Genomic DNA, 19,591 nt, shown 5'->3' with positions numbered 1-19,591 from the left:
TTCGCATGACAAATTATATTTTCGTCACCGGTGGTGTAGTTTCATCGCTAGGTAAAGGTATTGCTGCAGCATCGTTGGCCGCAATTCTGGAAGCTCGCGGTCTCACCGTAACCATGTTAAAACTCGACCCTTACATCAATGTCGACCCGGGCACTATGAGCCCTATCCAGCATGGTGAAGTATTTGTTACCGATGACGGCGCTGAGACCGACCTTGATCTTGGTCACTATGAGCGTTTTATTCGCACCCGCATGACTAAGCGCAACAACTTCACTACCGGCCGTGTATACGAAGAAGTGTTAAAGCGCGAGCGTCGCGGTGATTACCTTGGCGCAACCATTCAGGTTATTCCTCATATCACCAATGAAATTAAGCGCCGCGTAATTGAAGGTGCTGAAGGTCACGATGTAGCTATTGTTGAAGTAGGCGGAACCGTAGGTGACATCGAGTCACAACCTTTCTTAGAAGCTATTCGTCAGCTAGGTACCGAAGTAGGCCGTGAACGCGCTATGTTCATGCACTTAACGCTAGTACCTTATATGCCAGCATCAGGTGAAGTAAAAACTAAGCCTACGCAGCACTCGGTAAAAGAGCTTCGCTCTATTGGTATTCAACCAGACATTCTCGTTTGTCGTTCAGTAGGTGCATTGCCGGCTAGTGAGCGCTCGAAAATCGCCCTATTCACAAACGTTGCTGACAAAGCCGTTATTTCTTTGAAAGACGTAGACAGCATTTACCGCATCCCTGCTGCACTTAAAGCACAAGGCATGGATCAGTTAGTTGTAGACCGCTTCGGTCTTGAGTGTGAAGAAGCCGACTTATCTGAGTGGGAACAAGTACTTTACGCAGAATCAAACCCTACTGCAGAAGTTAACATTGGCATGGTAGGCAAGTATGTTGAATTACCTGACGCTTATAAGTCTGTTAATGAAGCGCTTAAGCATGCTGGCCTTAAAAACCGTCTAACTGTGAACATCCACCACATTGACTCACAAGACGTGGAAAGTAAAGGTACCCAAATTCTAGAAAAACTAGATGCTATCTTGGTGCCTGGCGGCTTTGGCGAACGCGGTATAGAAGGTAAAATTGCTGCTGCGCGTTATGCCCGTGAAAACAAAGTCCCTTACCTTGGCATTTGCTTAGGTATGCAGGTAGCGCTTATCGAGTACGCGCGCAATGTTGCAGGTATGGAAAATGCGAACAGCACAGAGTTCGACCCTGAAACGCCTTATCCTGTTGTGGGCCTAATCACTGAGTGGTTAGACGCAGCCGGTACAACTGAAACTCGCACTGAAAACTCAGATCTTGGCGGAACTATGCGCTTAGGCAGCCAGCTTTGCCACCTTATTGAAGGTACAAAAGTTCATGAGATGTATGGTAATGCCGAAATTTATGAGCGTCACCGTCACCGTTATGAAGTGAACAATAACCTGCGCGACCAAATTGAAGCTGCGGGATTGAAAGTAAGTGGTTTGTCCACTGACAAGCGACTTGTAGAAGTGGTGGAAATCCCTGATCATCCTTGGTTCATTGCGGGCCAATTCCACCCTGAGTTCACATCAACTCCTCGGGATGGACACCCATTATTCACTGGTTTCGTTGCTGCGGCAGGAAAATACCAGAAAGAAAATCACTAATTTCTAATAAAAGGGGTGCTCTCTCCCGTTGCACCCCATTCAATTGTTGAGGAAAAAACATGGCGAAAATTAGTCGCATTATCGGACGCGAAATCTTAGATTCACGCGGAAACCCTACCGTAGAAGCAGATGTATACTTAGAATCAGGCGTAATGGGCCGTGCTGCAGCACCATCTGGTGCCTCTACTGGTAGCCGCGAAGCACTAGAGCTACGCGACGGCGACAAGTCTCGTTACCTAGGTAAAGGTGTAACAAAGGCAGTTGCAGCAGTTAACGATACCATCGCGCCAGCGCTTATCGGCAAAGACGCACTAGCGCAAGCTGATATCGACGGCATCATGATTGACCTTGATGGCACAGAAAACAAAGAAACCCTTGGTGCGAACGCAATTCTTGCAGTTTCTCTTGCTGTAGCTAAAGCGGCTGCAGCGGAAAAAGGCGTAGCGCTTTACGAGCACATTGCAGACCTAAACGGTACATCTGGCCAATACTCTATGCCAGTACCTATGATGAACATCATCAACGGTGGTGAGCACGCTGACAACAACGTAGACATTCAAGAGTTCATGGTACAGCCAGTTGGCGCGAAGAGCTTCAAAGAAGCACTACGTATGGGTGCAGAAATCTTCCACGCTCTTAAGAAAGTACTGTCTGCTAAAGGTCTTAATACAGCAGTTGGTGACGAAGGTGGTTTTGCCCCTAATCTTAGCTCAAACGCTGAAGCGCTTGCAGTAATCGTAGAAGCCGTTGAAAACGCTGGCTATAAAATGAATGAAGACATCACCCTTGCACTAGACTGCGCGGCGTCTGAATTCTATAAAGAAGGCAAATACGTACTATCTGGTGAAGACAAGAGCTTCGATTCAGAAGCGTTTGGCGATTACCTTGCTGACCTTTCTTCACAATACCCAATTGTATCTATTGAAGACGGCCTGGACGAAAGCGACTGGGACGGCTGGGCAAGCCTAACTAAGAAGATTGGCGACAAAGTACAGCTAGTTGGTGACGACTTGTTTGTAACTAACACTAAAATTCTTAAGCGCGGTATTGATAACGGTATTGGTAACTCAATCCTTATCAAGTTCAACCAAATCGGTTCACTAACTGAAACCCTTAACGCTATTAAAATGGCAAAAGATGCGGGCTTTACGGCAGTTATCTCTCACCGTTCTGGTGAAACTGAAGACGCCACTATTGCCGACCTAGCAGTAGGTACAGCGGCGGGCCAAATCAAAACGGGTTCACTATGCCGTTCTGACCGTGTTGCTAAGTACAACCAGTTACTTCGTATTGAAGAAGCACTAGGTGACGCTGCTACTTACAAAGGCCGTAGCGAAATCAAAGGTCAATAATTGACGCCTGAGATTATGATGAAAAGCCGCTTTCTATAGCGGCTTTTTTTGTGTCTATTTTTCGCATTGTTTAATGAAACCGTGTAGCAACAAGCGCTTAATCTTGCTAGGGTTAAATAACTTTAGACAGGTATTTGATAATCCCGATGGCTTCAGGCGACAAACTTTCCCACTCTTTGCCCAACTCCCAAGTTGGCTTTTTCAGTGAAGCTGGTGAACTCGGCGGAAGCCACCCTCAATTCAATGAAATATGTACTGCTCTGTATGAAAGAGAAATCGTCTCTCTAGCTCATAGCGAGATAAAAAACCTATCGCTGCTTAAGCGTCGAATGGGCGGGCTTCCCTATCACGTGAAAGCTATTGCTCGATATATGATAAATAATGGCAACTCAAACAACCCATCCCCGCTAAAAACAGATACCCATAATGGAAGTTGGTATGCCAAGCAATCTGCAAAGTGCCCCGGCATTAATCATTTAGACGATGTAGAAAAGCGAGAAGCGTGGTATAGAAAAAACGCTAGGTATGGTCTTGTTGTACCTGTTTTAATTTTAAATATGGAAGGTTCTCACATTGAGCTTGATTCCATTGATATGGTAAACCAAGACAATACCCAGCTCCATTTGAACAAAAATGGATGGTTTGCCAATTCAGGGGAGTGCATTTCTTCAACTCCACTACGCGATGAAATGGAAACGGCCACGGCACTTTCAGTTCAAAACAAAATACTGCTACGGCCTTCAAAGGCGATAATGACCGCTGCATGCTGTGGCCACGCATGGAGCTTTAAATCCAAGCGTTCACCACGTGCCTTATCCCTTCGCGAAATGCGCTTATCGACTCAAATCAACTGGAAGAACTTTACGCTGCTTAATAGGTAACAAAGCCCCGACAAGAATAAAAAACCAGTATATCCGCATAAAAAACCACAATCTCTTTTGCGCCTCCACAACCAAATTTAGTACAAACATCCTAACCAACATCATATATAGTAAATTAACCCCCTCACAAATGGCTGTAGTTACTGGTCACGTTGCTCTCAGGCCAAGATCGTTAGGACAAGTATCCTAAATAATTAAAAGAAAGTATTTATACACGAAAAATATACTCATTATTGTAAACAATGGTTGACCTCTTCATGCCACATGGGTACATTGTCGCTATCAACTTGGTCAGCAAAGAAACAACAACAAATGCGTATTCGTTTCCTTCTTCTATCTCTACTCCTTATGGCAGCCAGACTGCACGGGTAGATTGCGACCAGCGATTTAATTTCACAAAAACCCGTGCCAAGCACGGGTTTTTTTTAACTATTCAACTGAGAGAGCGTCATGACAAATCAAGTGAAGATCTTTGATACCACATTGCGAGACGGCGAGCAGGCCTTACCTGCAAGCCTAAGTGCCAAAGAGAAATTGCAGATCGCGCTGGCGCTCGAACGGTTAGGCGTTGACATCATTGAGGCAGGCTTTCCTGTCTCTTCACCCGGCGATTTTCGCTCTGTACAAATGATTGCCAAAGAAGTTAAGAACTCCATCGTTTGTGGCCTATCTCGCGCATTGCCGGGTGATATTGATGCATGCGGACAAGCATTAAGCGTTGCTGAGCAATTCAGAATTCACACCTTCATCGCAACGTCAGAGATTCACGTAGGTGCCAAGCTTCGCAAGTCACAAGATGAAATTGTAGATATGGCCGTAGCCGCGGTGAAACATGCACGTAAGTATACTGACGATGTAGAGTTTTCCTGTGAAGATGCGGGGCGTACCCATATTGATTACCTATGCCGAATGGTTGAAGCCGCTATTAGCGCTGGCGCGACGACGGTGAATATTCCGGACACCGTAGGCTACACAACACCTACAGAGTTTGGCGGTATTATTCAGCAATTGTTTAATCGCGTTCCAAATATCGATAAAGCAACCATTTCAGTGCATTGTCACAACGACTTGGGCTTAGCGGTAGCAAATTCATTAGCAGCTGTTGAGCAAGGTGCCAGACAGGTTGAATGTACGATAAACGGTATTGGCGAGCGTGCTGGTAATGCATCACTTGAAGAAATTGCTATGATCTTGCAAACCCGTAAGAACATGTTGGGCTTTGAAACTAACATTAATTCTACCGAAATATCGCGCACATCTAAGCTAGTCAGCCAGCTTTGTAACATGCCAGTTCAATCAAACAAGGCCATTGTTGGCGCGAATGCGTTTAGCCATTCATCTGGTATTCACCAAGACGGTGTCTTAAAAGCGCAAAATACCTATGAAATTATGACTCCAGAAAGTGTGGGTATTAATAAGAACAACCTAAACTTAACGTCACGTTCTGGCCGTCATGTGATTAAGCATCGCTTAACCGAACTTGGCTATAAAACCGAAGACTATGACTTAGAAGCGGTGTATGACGCATTCTTAAAGTTAGCGGATAAAAAAGGCCAAGTATACGATTACGACCTTGAAGCCTTGTTGTTCTTCGATAAGCAAAAGCACGACCAAGCACACTTCCAGTTGCTTTATCTTCAAGCGAATTCAGGGCGTGAAATTATTCCAAGCGCCACCGTTAAAATGAAAGTGGGCACTGAAGAAATTACCCAGTCTAGCATTGGAAACGGCCCGGTAGATGCGGCTTATAAGGCCATCATGTCTATACTAGGTCACGAAGATTTAGAAGTTGTCGACTTTAAATTAGATTCAAAAGGTGAAGGTGCCGACGCTTTGGCGCAAGTGAGCGTTATCGCTACATATAAAGGCCGTCGTTTCCATGGAATCGGCTTGGCTACAGATATTGTGGAAGCCGGCGTTAAAGCCCTTATCTTTGTATTAAACAACACATATTTAGCCGATCAAATTGATCAGCAAAAAAATCAACAAGAACGCGTTGCAGGAGTATAAATGAGCCAGTATTCAATTGCCGTATTAGCCGGAGACGGTATCGGCCCAGAAGTTATGCAGGAAGCCAATAAGGTTTTAGATGCTGTTGAAAAGAAGTTTAACGTCACACTCAACCGTACTGCATATCCTGTAGGTGGCTACGCCATTGATACTGAAGGCGAAGCGCTACCCTCAAAAACGCTTTTGGGCTGTGAGCAAGCCGATGCGATCTTGTTTGGCAGCATCGGTGGCCCTAAGTGGGACACCTTGCCGTTAGAGCAACGTCCTGAGCGTGCCGCATTACTTACCCTTCGCAGTCATTTTGACCTGTTCAGCAACTTGCGCCCAGCTCGCATTTATCCGGGCCTTGAAAGCCTGTCTCCCCTTCGTGAAGACATTGCTAAATCAGGCGTAGATGTTTTGGTAGTGCGCGAGTTAACCAGCGGTATCTACTTTGGTCAGCCGAAGGGCCGAGAAGGTGAAGGCGAAGAAGAATTCGCGTATGACACTATGCGCTACAGTAAACGTGAAATTCGCCGTATTGCTATTGCAGCGTTTGAAGCAGCACAGAAGCGTCGCGGCAAAGTGACGTCGGTGGACAAAGCCAACGTACTGGTAACCAGCCGTTTATGGCGTGAAATTGCTGAAGAAGTAGCAAAAGACTATCCAGATGTAGAGCTTGACCATATCTACATCGACAATGCCACTATGCAAATAATGAAGAATCCGGCGCAGTTCGATGTGATGCTGTGTTCAAACCTTTTTGGCGATATCGTTTCTGATGAATGCGCTATGATGACGGGCTCTATGGGCTTGTTGCCATCGGCAAGCATGAACGAGGAAGGCTTTGGCCTTTATGAGCCAGCAGGCGGTTCGGCCCCAGATATTGCAGGCCAAGGCATTGCTAACCCTATCGCACAAATTTTATCGGCCGCCATGATGCTGCGTTTCAGCATGGACTTGAATGATGCTGCCGACGCAATTGAAAAGGCAGTAGTGGCAACGCTAGAAGCAGGAGTACTTACGGGCGAGTTATTACCTGCAGATAAACGCAGCCAAGCGGCAAGCACGTCGCAAGTAGGCGATGAAATCGTTAAACAATTAATGGCGCAGGAGTAAAACAACCTCATGGCCAAGACCTTATATGACAAAGTGTGGCAAGCCCACATTATTGACCAAATCGGTGAAGACAGCTTAATTTATATCGACCGTCACTTAATTCATGAAGTAACGTCACCTCAGGCATTCGCTGGCCTTAATGAAAAAGGCCGTAAAGTACGACGCCCTGATCGCACGGTTGGTACTATGGATCACAGCATTTCAACCCGTTCATTGGCAATTGATGCCTGTGGTCCGGCGAATGCGCTTCAGCTACAAACCTTGGCAAAAAACTGTGAAGAACACGGCATTCAGCTATTTCCAGTGGGCCACCAGAAGCAAGGTATTGTGCACGTTATGGGCCCTGAATTAGGTCTAATTCAGCCTGGTATGACGGTGGTGTGTGGTGACTCACACACTGCAACCCACGGTGCATTTGGTGCGCTGGCATTTGGTATTGGTACCTCTCAGGTAGAGCATGTATTGGCCACGCAAACGTTGAAACAAAGCCGCGCGAAAAGCATGCTTATCAACGTAAATGGCAAGCTTCCTGTCGGTATTACGGCAAAAGACATCATTCTTGCCATTATCGGCAAAATTGGCCACGCTGGCGCTACTGGCCATGTTATCGAATACGCAGGTGAAGCTATCCGCGGTTTGAGCATGGAAGAGCGCATGACGGTGTGTAACATGAGTATTGAAGCTGGCGCGAAAGCTGGCCTTGTTGCACCAGACGAGAAAACCTTCGCCTACCTTGAAGGCCGCGAATACGCACCTAAGGGTCAAGACTGGGAAGACGCTGTCGCTTATTGGAAAACCCTTTACACCGAAGAAGGCGCAACCTTTGACACTGTGGTTGAACTTGAGGCGGCGGATATCGCTCCTCAGGTTACGTGGGGCACCAACCCAGGTCAGGTTATTGGCGTAAACACGCCTGTACCTGCCCCTGAAGATTTTAGCGACCCGATTGAAAAAGAGAGCGCAGTAAAAGCACTAGAGTATATGGGCTTGAAACCTGGTGAAAAGCTTGCCGATATTGCAGTAAACCACGTATTTATCGGCTCGTGTACCAACGGTCGAATTGAAGATATGCGTGCAGCAGCACAAATCGCCAAGCGCGGTAAAGTTGCCGATTCAGTAACAGCTATTGTTGTTCCGGGGTCTGGTAACGTTAAGCGCCAAGCGGAAGCTGAAGGCTTAGATAAAATTTTTATCGATGCTGGCTTTGAGTGGCGTTTGCCAGGTTGCTCTATGTGCCTTGGTATGAATGACGACAAGCTAGTGGCAGGCGATAGATGTGCCTCTACCAGTAACCGTAACTTTGAAGGCCGTCAAGGCCGTGGGGCGCGCACTCACTTGGTAAGCCCAGCAATGGCTGCCGCTGCTGCAATTACCGGTCGCTTTGCTGACGTTAGAGATTATCAGGAGTAACTTATGTCTGAACAAGGTTTTACACAACACACAGGCATTGCTGCGCCGCTTGATCAGGCCAATGTCGATACCGACCAAATTATTCCAAAACAGTTTCTAACTGGCGTAACACGTGCTGGCTACGGCAAACATTTGTTTCACGACTGGCGTTATTTGGATTTAGAAGAGAAAGAGCCAAACCCAGCGTTCGCGCTGAATAAGCCTGAGCACAAAGGTGCGAGTCTGTTGCTAGCTCGCGAAAACTTTGGTTGTGGATCAAGCCGAGAACACGCGCCGTGGGCACTTGCCGACTTTGGATTTAAAACGGTTATTGCCACCAGCTTTGCTGATATTTTTTACGGCAACTGCATTAATAATCAGCTAGTGCCTGTGGCATTATCAAGCGAGCAAATGGACGCTTTGTTTGCTGCAGTGAAGGCAGACCCAGCAACTAAGATCACCGTTGATCTTCCAGCGCAAACAGTAAGTTTTAACGATACAAGCTTCAGCTTCGATATTGCTGAGCATCACAAAAACAACCTTATTAAAGGCTTAGATGCTATCGGTCAAACCCTTGAACTCACAAGTGCTATAGAAGCCTTCGAAGATAAACAGCCCGCGTGGTTGTAAAAGCGTGGGGCTTTAGCGCTTAACAACGCCCTTGCATGACACATGGGTGCTGTCGCGAGATGGCACCCTGTTTATTTCTCTCATCTATGCCTCTACTTTAACTTCGCATCAAGACGCCTAATACCAATCCGCAATAAAAATATCAGTTCACCTGATTTGAGCCATAAGCAACTTCTCGGCACATTTACACGTCACGCGTTTTCTCACGAATTCGGTAATCCTACATTCGCCGACTCTAGCTATACTAAAGACTAATAAACTCCTCACTTTTTTCACTGGAATATCGTACTATTCGTTTCTATTGTAATTGAAGGCTATGGCAACGTTGTGCCTCACAGGAGAGATAATGCTAGAACAGGTACCCATTGATGATTTGCAGCCAGGAATGTACGTCAATCAAGTACTTGAACAAACAGGTTCACTTAAAATGCGCTCTAAAGGCATTGTGAAAACCCAAGCCATTATTGATAGTCTAAAATCGAAAGGTATTTTAAGCGTCGAAGTAGATCTTGCGAAATCTAAGCTGCCCGAGCCAGCTGTGCCACCCGAGCCAGCTAAAGAAAAAGAGCCTGAAGTGACTAAACCGGTTGTTAAGCCAGTGGGTCGTGATTCAATTAACGAAGCCAACGAGCTTTACAGCAGCGCAATTGCCATTCAAAGCAGCTTTTTAAAGTCGCTTAAAAATGGGGCGGTAAAAGATTTGTCTCCCATGGAGTCGCTGTCGCAAAGCCTGATCGAAAGTGTATTTGATAATAAAGATGCGCTGAGCTGCCTGACTATGATCAAGGATACCGACCAGTACCTTCTTGAGCACAGTATTAATTGCAGTGTACTAAGCGGCATTTTCTGTGAGTTTCTTGGCTATGACAGAGATACCACAGAGCAAGTGAGTTTAGGCGCCCTATTGATGGATATCGGCATGTCTTCCCTGCCAGATGAAATTCGCAATAACACAGGCGAATTTTCCAGTGATGATTGGGAAGTGATGAAAACCCACGTTGAAATTGGTGCAGACCTAGTTGAACAGTGTGGCGATATTTCTGACCTATCACTACGCATTATTGAAGAGCACCACGAGCGCGTTGATGGAAGCGGCTACCCGAGAGGATTGGTTGGTGACGAAATCTCAGAGTTCGCGCGTATTGCTGCCATTGTGGATGCATACGATGCCATGACATCTAATCGTACGCACAAAAACAGTATCACGCCTACTCAGGCGCTAAAGCGACTAACTGCGACAGAGAACTTAGACCAAGAATTGGTAAAACAATTTATCCAGTGTATTGGCGTGCACCCTGTTGGCTCCTTAGTGAGGTTAAAGAGCGGTAAATTAGGTATTGTTAGCAAGATCAACCCTAAAGACCCCGTAAGCCCTCACGTTATGACCTTTTACAGCGTGACGTCGCAGCATTTCAATGAAGTGAAACGCGTTGATTTAAGTCAGTACGACGATGAGATTGTGTCAGGCGTTCGCCCCGAAGAGTTTAGTTTGAACTTACCAAAATTCTTTAAAGACGTTTTCATCAATCAGATGCCGCTGTAAAACACAAAGTATAACCAGCGAAAAGGCCCTTTTTTCAAAGGGCCTTTTTAGTGTTTTTTGGAACTAACAGATAGTAATTACCAATCGGTTAATGCTGCCATAGTAAAAATCTCATCTTCGAAAGCAAGCACCACACGTTGCGCTTCAATATTGACGATTTGCACTCTATCAGCAATCCAGTCGCCCTCACCTATTTGACGGCCATTGACTCTCACCCACCTATCGGCAGGACGAGACGCATACATATGCGCGCTAAAGTTCATGGTAGGAAGTCGTGTTAACAAGCGAACGGGTAACTGATCTACACGGGGTAGTTCGTCTTTAACCGTCACCCTTGTTTGCTCTTCAGCGGGTGTATTATCTTGTGCCTTTGAGTCTAGCGCTTCAACGGCAGCATTAAAACGCGCCATGAGTTCTGGTGACACGGATACGTCAGATTGAGACGTAGCTTCATTTAATACTCTCCCTTCATAATTCCCTGAAGTCTCAGTTTGTCTTGTATCCATTGAAGAGCTACGCTCATATCCACTACTTGGCTCGGCGCCAGAACGTTGGGAGACGTCGTTATTGTAGCGATTCTGAGTACCTGTTGTGTTTGGGTTTGTATTTGGAACTGCACCTAAATCAGTATTTTGCGTTGCAGCTAAGTTGCCAACAGACTGGTTATTAACCATAGCGTTCGCTTGCGTGCCTTGCTGAGCTGCAACGCCGTTACTAACGTTGGCATTTACCGCTGTGTTAGCAGTTTCAATTAAACCTGCGCTTTGCCCACTTCCCTGAATGTTAGAAGATACCTGTTCACTTTTGTTGCTTGAAGTGCCTGGTGCTTCATTACTACTTTGCGTGGTCGTAAGCGCTGAAGCGCCTGCGCTTGCTTCAACCTGTGAAACTGAGCTTTCAGAGTCTGCCACCGGTACAGAAGCGGGTGCAGTTAGCATTGGCCACCAGCGTTTTGCCGTAGCGGCGGAAAAGCCAATGCATAAACCACCAAGAATAACGACGGCAAAAAGCGCAACTTGCTTGGTGTAAAGCTTCCATGCTGACGGAAGCCCTTCTACTGTGGGTAAAAACAAGCTTCGATTAAACTGCTCGTTAAGGGATTTATCAAATTTGGCGGTAGTGTCGTGCTCGCCCCGAAGCAAAGCTTGGGTCTGAGTTCTATGATGAACTGTCGGCGCTATTTCCACGGTTTGCTCAGGATCTATTTCGACCTCTTGCACGCCCATTTCAGACAAGCCCTGCACCATAGCATCGCTTGTCACTAAACCCGACTTTCTAATTTTAACTGGCCCATTTTGCTTGGTAATTTGAACAATCACCATACCGGGCACTAAATTTTCAATGGCGACGATATTAGACATACAAACTCCCTAACCCGTAGCCGAATATGATGGCCAAAACAAACGCCGATGCGAGATACCATTTACGCTGGCTTTGCACGCGCTGACTGACAACATCTTCACCTAGAATTTGCTCTGCCGCGGCCAAGAATATAGGCTTTTGCACAACCGCATACTGCTTAGTAAAAGATAAGGTTAACGCTCGGTCGCACAGCAAATTAATTACCCTTGGAATCCCGCCCGTAATTTGATGCACCGCGCGCAATGTTGACTTACTGAAAATACTGATATCACCTTCAGCCACGCTTAAGCGGTGTGCTATGTAAGCACTAACTTCAGGCGCAGTTAAGGGCAGCAGATGATAACGAGCGGTAATGCGTTGAGCCAGCTGACGTAATTCGTTACGCTTTAGCAACTGCTGTAACTCAGGCTGACCTATCAATACAACCTTTAACAGTTTTTCACGATTCGTTTCTAGGTTGGTCAATAAACGAAGTTGTTCTAGTACTTCGGGCAACAGATGCTGCGCTTCATCAACCATTAGTACCGTATTCATGCCTGACTGATGATTCTCTGCTAACTTAGACAAAATCAAATCGGTGAAATACTTAAGGCTTGCTTTTTCAGGTGTATAAGCCAAGCCTAGCTCATCACAAACCGTTGCTAATAGCTCAAGGGCGGATAAGGTAGGATTCAAAATCATGGCTACCTGCGTATTATCGGGTAGCTGCTGCAACAGTTTTCTCGATACCGTTGTTTTTCCCGTGCCCACTTCTCCGGTGAGCATTACAAAACCACCGCTTTCTCTGAGGCCAAAGGTCAAATGGGCCAAAGCCTCTTTGTGCCTAGGGCTCATATACAAATAATCGGGGTTAGGCGCAATCGAAAAAGGATTGTCATTTAACCCGAAGTAGTTCAAATACATGGTTGCTGAAGCGCCTATCTGTTTTAATTTTTAACGACGAATAAACTACCAGACGCAACCTTGAAGTGAAAGCGCATAACGATGTGGCTACGAATTTTAATTGTAACATTGCTATACTGCGCCACTATGACGTGGGGAGTGTTGAGTTTTGCGACACGCCAAAAGTCGGCACATCCCTAATCTAAAAAGTATTACTGACTAAAAAATCGATGGAAGAGCATGCAAGTATATCTCGTTGGTGGCGCAGTACGTGACGCACTGTTAAACAGAAAAGTTGTTGAACGCGACTATGTCGTGGTGGGCGCCACGCCAGAAGAAATGCTCAGCCAGGGTTTTACCCAAGTAGGCAAAGACTTCCCTGTTTTTTTACACCCTAAAACACAGGAAGAATACGCACTTGCACGTACAGAACGTAAGTCAGGAAAAGGTTACACCGGTTTTGTATGCGATGCGTCAAGCTCGGTGACGTTAGAAGAAGATTTGTTACGCCGGGACCTTACCGTTAATGCGATAGCGCAAGACAACCTTGGAAACCTTATCGACCCCTATGGTGGTAAAAAAGATTTAGAAAACCGCCTACTTCGCCACGTATCTGAAGCCTTTAGTGAAGACCCTCTACGCGTATTTCGCGTTGCTCGGTTTGCCACCCGCTATGCTTATTTAGGGTTTACTATCGCCACTGAAACCATGGCTCTTATGCAGTCTATGGCGCAAAGCGGCGAGTTAAGCACGCTAAGTGCTGAGCGGGTATGGCAAGAAACAAAGCGTAGTCTTTTAGAGAAAACACCGCATGTTTTTTTCACTGTATTAAACCAAGCCCACGGTCTTAATGACTGGTTTACTGAGCTTGAAAGTAACTTAGATACTGCTTTGGCAACATTAAAAACGGCGGTAGATCTAGAAAAGGCTAAAAATGAGAGCTTTGTTAAAGACACGGGTTCAGAAACCCCATTACCTGACAGCAGCAATTCAGAAACCGCTAGGCTGATAACAAGATTTACTGCTCTGCTCTCTCACCTTGGTGAGGAGGATGCGAAGCACTTATGTAGCCGACTGAAAGTGCAGAACCAAGTTAGTGAGATTGTCATCCTTGCCTGCAAATTCAAAGATTTTCTATTGACTATGCAGAACTCTCCCGCCGACCTCCTCGCCTTATTCAATGGCTGTGATGCATGGAGAAGAGAGGAGCGTTTTACATTATTGCTTAGCGCTTTTGCGCCTTATGCTCATAGCAAAGGCGTAGATTGGCAAGAACAACAAAAGCGCATCGAAAATGCATTAGCTGCCGCCAAACAAGTGAACGTGCAAGACATCATTGCCACGGGCGTTAAAGGCCCTGGAATAAAAGACGCGCTTAACCGGGCAAAGCTATCCGCTATTGCCTCTATTAATACATAATTGTGCTAAAGCAATGATCGAAAGAAAAACGTACGGACGCTTTCTCTCACCTTTAGCGTCACCACTTTTTTATTTACTTTTCACCGTTCTCCTTGCGCTTTTTGGTTGCACTGAAGAGACGCGCGTATTACCTGTTCACGAGTTTCGCTTTACCCAAGAGCCAGTGAGGAATGCTGCGCTTTCAGACGATGCCCGTCTTGCGGCATTCATTTTTGACGATTCCTCTGTTTCTGTTTGGGATGTTGATGAAAAACGAGAGCGCTACAAGTGGCATAGTGACGTGCTTGATGAAGAGTCACTGCACCTCATTACGTTTTCCAAAGACAAGGCATGGTTAGCGCTCACAGGCTATTGGAGCACTACACTGATTAACTTGCAATCAGGTGATGTGGTAGGTAGTTGGCATTTTAGTGGTAAAGATCCCGGCGCCACAGCGTCATCAACTTCCCTATCCCACCATGGTGACAGCGCACTAGTTGGTATGACCGACGGTACCGTATTGCTACTAAATTTTGATAACGGCACTGCATTGCAATACCAGCACAATACAATGAAAGTGCTTCATGTAGGCTATTTTTCTAATGACTATGCGTTTTCTGGAGGGATAGATAAGCGCTGGTTTCTATGGGATTTAGACAAAAACGATGTGTTGCTAGAAAGGCAATATCGCAGTCGAGTTACCGCTTCAGCGCTAGACAATAGAGCTCAGCGAGCTTTTATATCCGATGCGCTGAACAGCCACGAAATTATTGATCTCGCCACCCATGAAGTGATCTCTGAACTACAATTTATGGAACGTTTCCGCTTTTTCCGAAAAGGGTTATTTTTAGAAAACGGTGACTACCTAATGACAACATCACCCAAATCAGTGGTAACGCTATGGCATGCTAACTCTGGCGAAGAGATAGCCTCATGGGAAATTAAACGCTACTCAAGCGAAGCCACCACTCACGCTATAACACTGAACGAGGATGGTGATGTTGTTACCCTCTCCTCTGATGGCGTGCTTCAAAACTGGGATTACCGCGCACTGGTTACACCACTGTGATATACCTAATGCCGATACCGTCCCTCACAGCCTTTGTCCCACCTTTTTGCTAACAAGTTTTCGTTTACACCGCTTGAACATGTCGCTATTATCGAGTTTAGATTACAAATGTAATCCTTAACTGTATTTGTGCGTTCTTGTGCAACAGTTGCTCGCTAGTTATTCGTTGCTTGTTCGCAGCTCGTTAAATAACAGCTTCAAAGCGCGCTTCGCTTTAAACAAACGATTCGCCCTTTTAAATGAAAAAATCTGGCATCGGCTTGGAGATTCTTAAGTGAAAAAAACAATAATAACGTACCTTATAACTTTAGCTTTTCCCCTTATAGTTAGTGGATGTGCAAGCCCCCCAACCGTCTACCTTTATGGCAAATATCTTGAACCGTCCAAAGTTCAAGCCTTATCTGAACAGTTAACGGACCAAGGCTTGAATGTTGAAGTAAACGACTTTGATTTTCCTACATCCGTGTCTACAAATACGTTGCTCTATTCATTGCTGCTACAATCACCAGAAGCAATCGACAATACCACTAGCATCGCAGAGCATGCGGGTTACTCTATAAACCGTGTCCAATCGCTCACTCAAGGCAATCATTGGTATACTAAAAACTCTTTGGCGCTGTTCGTGTTTCCTAACGGCAATCGCCCCCACGGAACCCTCCTTGCCCAAGATCTTATCCATAGCTATATCGCCAATGGATGTGGTAACGGCGAGCGCCTCACGCTGTATAAAGACGGTACGTATACCCTCACACTTCAAACGCCCACATCTTCAGAAGACGTAAAGGGTAAATGGAAGTATCGCCAGTTTCCTTACCTAGAGCTTCAAGAACCAAATTCACCGTACGCCAACTACTACTTCGAAATTTCACGGGTTGAAAGTGAGGATAAAGTGAGTAAGCTCGATTTGACGCACTTGCACTTACTTAACGCCAACAGTACCAACCCGTTAGCATCAGAATGTGTATTTACCTACGGTGTGCGAATTTAACGCCAGTTTTTCTCAATGTTTTGGTATAGCAATGCTACAATACGCCCCATTCATTTAGAGCGTTTTTTATACTATGACTTTCGAAGAACTCGAATTAGACGAAGCACTGTGTCACGCAGCTGCCGATATGGGGTTTGAAACTCCAACTAGCATTCAAGAACTGGTTATCCCGCATGCGTTGGATGGACGAGATATCTTGGCCTCTGCTCCTACAGGTACTGGTAAAACAGCCGCTTTCTTATTGCCTGCATGCCAGTTTTTACTTGATTATCCGCGCAGACAGCCTGGTGCTACACGTATTTTGATCCTAACGCCTACCCGCGAGTTAGCGCTACAGGTTTACGAACAAGCCCTAGCCATAACAAAGCATACACAAATTGTGTGCGGGGTAATAACCGGTGGTATTAACTACGGTACCGATAAAGAAACCTTAAGCAAGAATCTCGATATTCTTGTGGCCACGCCAGGTCGTTTGCTTGAGCATATCGAAAAAGAAGCCGCAGATTGCCGTGATATCGAGTGTTTAATTCTTGATGAAGCTGACCGCATGTTGGATATGGGTTTCTCAACGGTAGTTAACCAAATTGCTGCCGAAGCGCGCTGGCGCAAGCAAAACCTATTGTTCTCTGCCACGCTTGAAGGCAAAGGCGTTAAGACTTTCGCTCATGACATTCTTAACAATCCTGAAGTGATTGAAGCGAACCCATCGCGCAAAGAGAAGAACAAAATTCATCAGTGGTATCACCTTGCTGACGACATGAATCACAAGCAAGCATTGCTGGTGAATATTTTGAAGCAAGAAACAACGACGTCAGCGGTTGTGTTTGTGAAAACCCGCGAACGCCTGCAAATGCTTAAGGACTTCTTAGCCTCGAAAGATATTCCAGTGTGCTGGCTACAGGGTGAAATGCCACAAGACAAACGTATTGCAGCGCTAGCCCGTTTCAAAAGTGGTGAAGTACCTATCTTGCTGGCAACGGATGTTGCTGCCCGCGGTATTGATGTGCCTAACGTGAGCCATGTTATTAACTTCGACATGCCGCGCAAAGCCGACGTTTATGTTCACCGCATTGGCAGAACAGGCCGCGCTGGCGCCAAAGGTACTGCAATATCTTTGGTTGAGGCCCACGATTTTGACATGGTAGCCAAAACCGCACGTTACATGGGCGAACCACTTAAAGCTCGCGTTATTGACGAGCTACGCCCCAAAAACAAAACGCCTAAAATTGGCCCGAAAAAGAAAAAAGTAAAGGCCAAAGACAAAGCCAAGGCAAAAGCTAAGCCTAAAAAGAAAAAGTAAAACTCGAGCACGTAGAGGGTGAGCGATGCGATGGCCGAAGGTTGGGAGTGGCTTTCGCAAACACGCGGTAAACACATCCATGTGCGCTCCGCTGCCGCATCCCTGCGGCAGAGGGTTTGCTCAAACCACTCCCAACCTTCGTCCTGAATAACCTAAAGTAACCCGATGAATGTGCTCGAGCTTATTTCAGGAGCAAAGAAAAAACGAGGAGTCTGGCACAATGAAATTCCCAGAAAAAATTGTTTTAGCCACAGGTAATCAAGGCAAGGTGCGAGAGTTTGCATCCTTATTTGCAGATTACGGCGTAGACGTTGTGGCGCAAAAAGAATTAGGTGTATCTGATGTGCCTGAAACAGGCACAACATTCGTTGAAAATGCCATTATTAAAGCGCGTCATGCGGCACAAGTAACAGGCCTTCCTGCTATTGCTGACGACTCAGGCTTAGTAGTCGACGCCCTTGGCGGTGCACCCGGTATCTATTCAGCCCGCTATGCTGGCGCTGATGCAACTGATGACACCAATATTGACAAGCTATTAGCTGCCCTAGATGGCGAAACCCAGCGTAAAGCGCATTTCTTCTGTACATTAGTGTTTATGCGCCATGCTGACGACCCTGTGCCATTAGTTAGTCAAGGCAAGTGGCAAGGTGAAATTTTAACTGCTCGCTCTGGTAACGACGGTTTTGGTTACGACCCGGTATTTCACGTGCCAACTCATGGCTGCACAGCTGCAGAATTGGAGAAAGCCGAAAAGAACCGTATTAGCCATCGCGGCAACGCCTTAGCGATTTTGCTTGATAATATGAGAGCGACTTTTGCGTAATCCACCGCTTAGCCTTTATATCCACATTCCTTGGTGTGTTCAAAAGTGTCCGTACTGTGACTTTAACTCTCACGGGCTTAAATCTGATTTACCCGAGAAAGAATATGTGGCGCACCTGCTGGACGATTTAGCCATTGATGCCAAACGCATTGGCGACCGCCCTGTCGAGACAATCTTTATAGGCGGTGGCACGCCCAGTTTGTTTTCAAGCGAGGCCATGGCTGACATCTTAAACGGCGTCAAACAGCGGGTTAACTTAAGCGACACTGCTGAAATAACCATGGAAGCCAACCCAGGCACCGTCGAGGCAGGTAAGTTTGCGGGCTTTTATCAGGCAGGCGTAAACCGAATATCGGTTGGCATTCAAAGCTTTCAGCCGAAGGATTTAAAAGTGCTAGGCCGTATTCACAATGAAAGCCAAGCTGAAAATGCGGTAAAACAAGCACACAGCGCGGGACTACCCACGTTTAATTTAGATCTCATGCATGGTCTACCTGAACAAAGCGTAGAGAATGCTATGGCAGATTTGAAGCAAGGCATTGAGCTCGATCCTTACCACTTGTCGTGGTACCAGCTTACCATCGAGCCAAACACGCCTTTCTATTCAAAGCCGCCAGAGCTGCCAGACGACGACATCCTGTGGGAAATACAGGAAAAAGGCCACAGCCTCTTAGAGCGTGCAGGCTATCACCAGTACGAAATTTCAGGCTACGCCAAAGCGGGGCACCAATGCCGCCATAACCTTAATTACTGGCGCTTTGGCGATTACTTAGGTATTGGATGCGGTGCACACGGGAAGATTACCGATGCCGCTAACGGCACAATTCATCGTATCGTTAAAGTGAAGCATCCAAGAGGCTACATGGAAATGAGCCGACCGTATTTAGATACGCAAACGCGGGTTAGTGCAGACGACCTGCCGTTTGAGTTTTTTATGAACAGGTTTCGTTTAGTTGAGCCTTGCCCGATAAGTGATTTTAATGATTTCACAGGTACTGAATTAACAGATGACGTTAAACGCGCACTGTCTGATGCTCATCACCAAGGGCTGCTTTCTATTTCAGATAGTCACTGGCAGGTAACTGCTAAAGGGCGTAGATATCTCAACTCTCTGCTGTCGTGCTTCGTATAATCTTGCCCATTTGAGCCAACCAAAAAGCTAGATCAAAAAAGCCTGCTCACGCAGGCTTTTCAGTCTTTAACCAGAATTAGTACACGTAATACTTATT

The 19,591-nt window shown here is 46.1% G+C and carries 16 protein-coding genes; 14 read left to right on the top strand and 2 right to left on the bottom strand.

The genetic code is table 11. The annotated features are described in order from the left end of the window. Positions 1 to 5 precede the first annotated feature (5 nt). From MHN02_RS01910 to MHN02_RS01875, 8 genes are all read left to right on the top strand, one after another. On the top strand, positions 6 to 1,637 hold the full coding sequence (locus MHN02_RS01910; protein WP_061094373.1) for a CTP synthase: 1,632 nt from the start codon (positions 6 to 8) through the stop codon (positions 1,635 to 1,637). 59 nt (positions 1,638 to 1,696) lie between these two features. Then, positions 1,697 to 2,989 carry a phosphopyruvate hydratase gene (gene eno, locus MHN02_RS01905; RefSeq protein ID WP_014975823.1) on the top strand — a complete coding sequence of 431 codons (1,293 nt, stop codon included), beginning with the start codon at positions 1,697 to 1,699 and terminating at the stop codon, positions 2,987 to 2,989. A gap of 146 nt (positions 2,990 to 3,135) precedes the next feature. After that, complete coding sequence (locus tag MHN02_RS01900) at positions 3,136 to 3,870, top strand: hypothetical protein (RefSeq protein WP_014975822.1); 735 nt, start codon at positions 3,136 to 3,138, stop codon at positions 3,868 to 3,870. A 450-nt stretch (positions 3,871 to 4,320) separates the two neighbouring features. Continuing rightward, positions 4,321 to 5,880: a 2-isopropylmalate synthase gene (gene leuA, locus MHN02_RS01895; protein ID WP_014948485.1), complete on the top strand. Its 1,560-nt coding sequence runs from the start codon at positions 4,321 to 4,323 to the stop codon at positions 5,878 to 5,880. Beyond that, the gene (gene leuB, locus MHN02_RS01890; protein WP_014975821.1) at positions 5,881 to 6,978 is read left to right on the top strand and encodes a 3-isopropylmalate dehydrogenase; all 1,098 of its coding nucleotides are present in this window, start codon (positions 5,881 to 5,883) and stop codon (positions 6,976 to 6,978) included. It abuts the gene before it with no gap. Positions 6,979 to 6,987: 9 nt separating this feature from the next. Then, positions 6,988 to 8,388: a 3-isopropylmalate dehydratase large subunit gene (leuC, locus tag MHN02_RS01885; protein WP_014975820.1), complete on the top strand. Its 1,401-nt coding sequence runs from the start codon at positions 6,988 to 6,990 to the stop codon at positions 8,386 to 8,388. A gap of 3 nt (positions 8,389 to 8,391) precedes the next feature. Next, a complete protein-coding gene (gene leuD / locus MHN02_RS01880) occupies positions 8,392 to 8,997 on the top strand; it encodes a 3-isopropylmalate dehydratase small subunit (RefSeq protein ID WP_014948483.1) in 606 nt (201 codons plus the stop codon). Positions 8,998 to 9,343: 346 nt separating this feature from the next. Continuing rightward, complete coding sequence (locus tag MHN02_RS01875; RefSeq protein ID WP_014975819.1) at positions 9,344 to 10,540, top strand: HD domain-containing phosphohydrolase; 1,197 nt, start codon at positions 9,344 to 9,346, stop codon at positions 10,538 to 10,540. Positions 10,541 to 10,617: 77 nt separating this feature from the next. Here MHN02_RS01875 and MHN02_RS01870 read toward each other — a convergent pair whose 3' ends face one another. Both MHN02_RS01870 and MHN02_RS01865 read right to left on the bottom strand, forming a co-directional pair. Continuing rightward, complete coding sequence (locus MHN02_RS01870) at positions 10,618 to 11,901, bottom strand: general secretion pathway protein GspB (protein WP_014975818.1); 1,284 nt, start codon at positions 11,899 to 11,901, stop codon at positions 10,618 to 10,620. Continuing rightward, on the bottom strand, positions 11,894 to 12,805 hold the full coding sequence (locus MHN02_RS01865; RefSeq protein WP_014975817.1) for an AAA family ATPase: 912 nt from the start codon (positions 12,803 to 12,805) through the stop codon (positions 11,894 to 11,896). Before MHN02_RS01865 ends, MHN02_RS01870 begins: the two co-directional genes overlap by 8 nt. 219 nt (positions 12,806 to 13,024) lie before the next feature. Between MHN02_RS01865 and MHN02_RS01860 the strand changes: the two genes are divergently transcribed. The 6 genes from MHN02_RS01860 to hemW all read left to right on the top strand — a co-directional run bounded on the left by MHN02_RS01860 (position 13,025) and on the right by hemW (position 19,494). Then, positions 13,025 to 14,203: a CCA-adding protein gene (locus MHN02_RS01860; protein ID WP_014975816.1), complete on the top strand. Its 1,179-nt coding sequence runs from the start codon at positions 13,025 to 13,027 to the stop codon at positions 14,201 to 14,203. Positions 14,204 to 14,216: 13 nt separating this feature from the next. Then, positions 14,217 to 15,251, top strand: coding sequence for a WD40 repeat domain-containing protein (locus MHN02_RS01855; RefSeq protein WP_014975815.1), 1,035 nt, complete (start codon positions 14,217 to 14,219; stop codon positions 15,249 to 15,251). Positions 15,252 to 15,525: 274 nt separating this feature from the next. Beyond that, positions 15,526 to 16,239, top strand: coding sequence for a hypothetical protein (locus tag MHN02_RS01850; RefSeq protein WP_014975814.1), 714 nt, complete (start codon positions 15,526 to 15,528; stop codon positions 16,237 to 16,239). A 73-nt stretch (positions 16,240 to 16,312) separates the two neighbouring features. Beyond that, positions 16,313 to 17,539 carry an ATP-dependent RNA helicase SrmB gene (srmB, locus tag MHN02_RS01845; RefSeq protein ID WP_014948476.1) on the top strand — a complete coding sequence of 409 codons (1,227 nt, stop codon included), beginning with the start codon at positions 16,313 to 16,315 and terminating at the stop codon, positions 17,537 to 17,539. A 220-nt stretch (positions 17,540 to 17,759) separates the two neighbouring features. Next, entirely contained in the window at positions 17,760 to 18,362 is a 603-nt protein-coding gene (locus tag MHN02_RS01840; RefSeq protein ID WP_014948475.1) for an XTP/dITP diphosphatase, read from the top strand. Beyond that, positions 18,355 to 19,494, top strand: a complete 1,140-nt coding sequence (gene hemW / locus MHN02_RS01835) for a radical SAM family heme chaperone HemW (RefSeq protein ID WP_014975813.1) — start codon at positions 18,355 to 18,357, stop codon at positions 19,492 to 19,494. Before MHN02_RS01840 ends, hemW begins: the two co-directional genes overlap by 8 nt. The last annotated feature ends 97 nt before the right edge of the window (positions 19,495 to 19,591 follow it).

The sequence above is a fragment of the Alteromonas sp. CNT1-28 genome, assembly GCF_022348345.1.
Taxonomy (GTDB): Bacteria; Pseudomonadota; Gammaproteobacteria; order Enterobacterales; family Alteromonadaceae; genus Alteromonas; species Alteromonas macleodii.
This window is presented reverse-complemented; position numbering and strand designations above follow the sequence as displayed.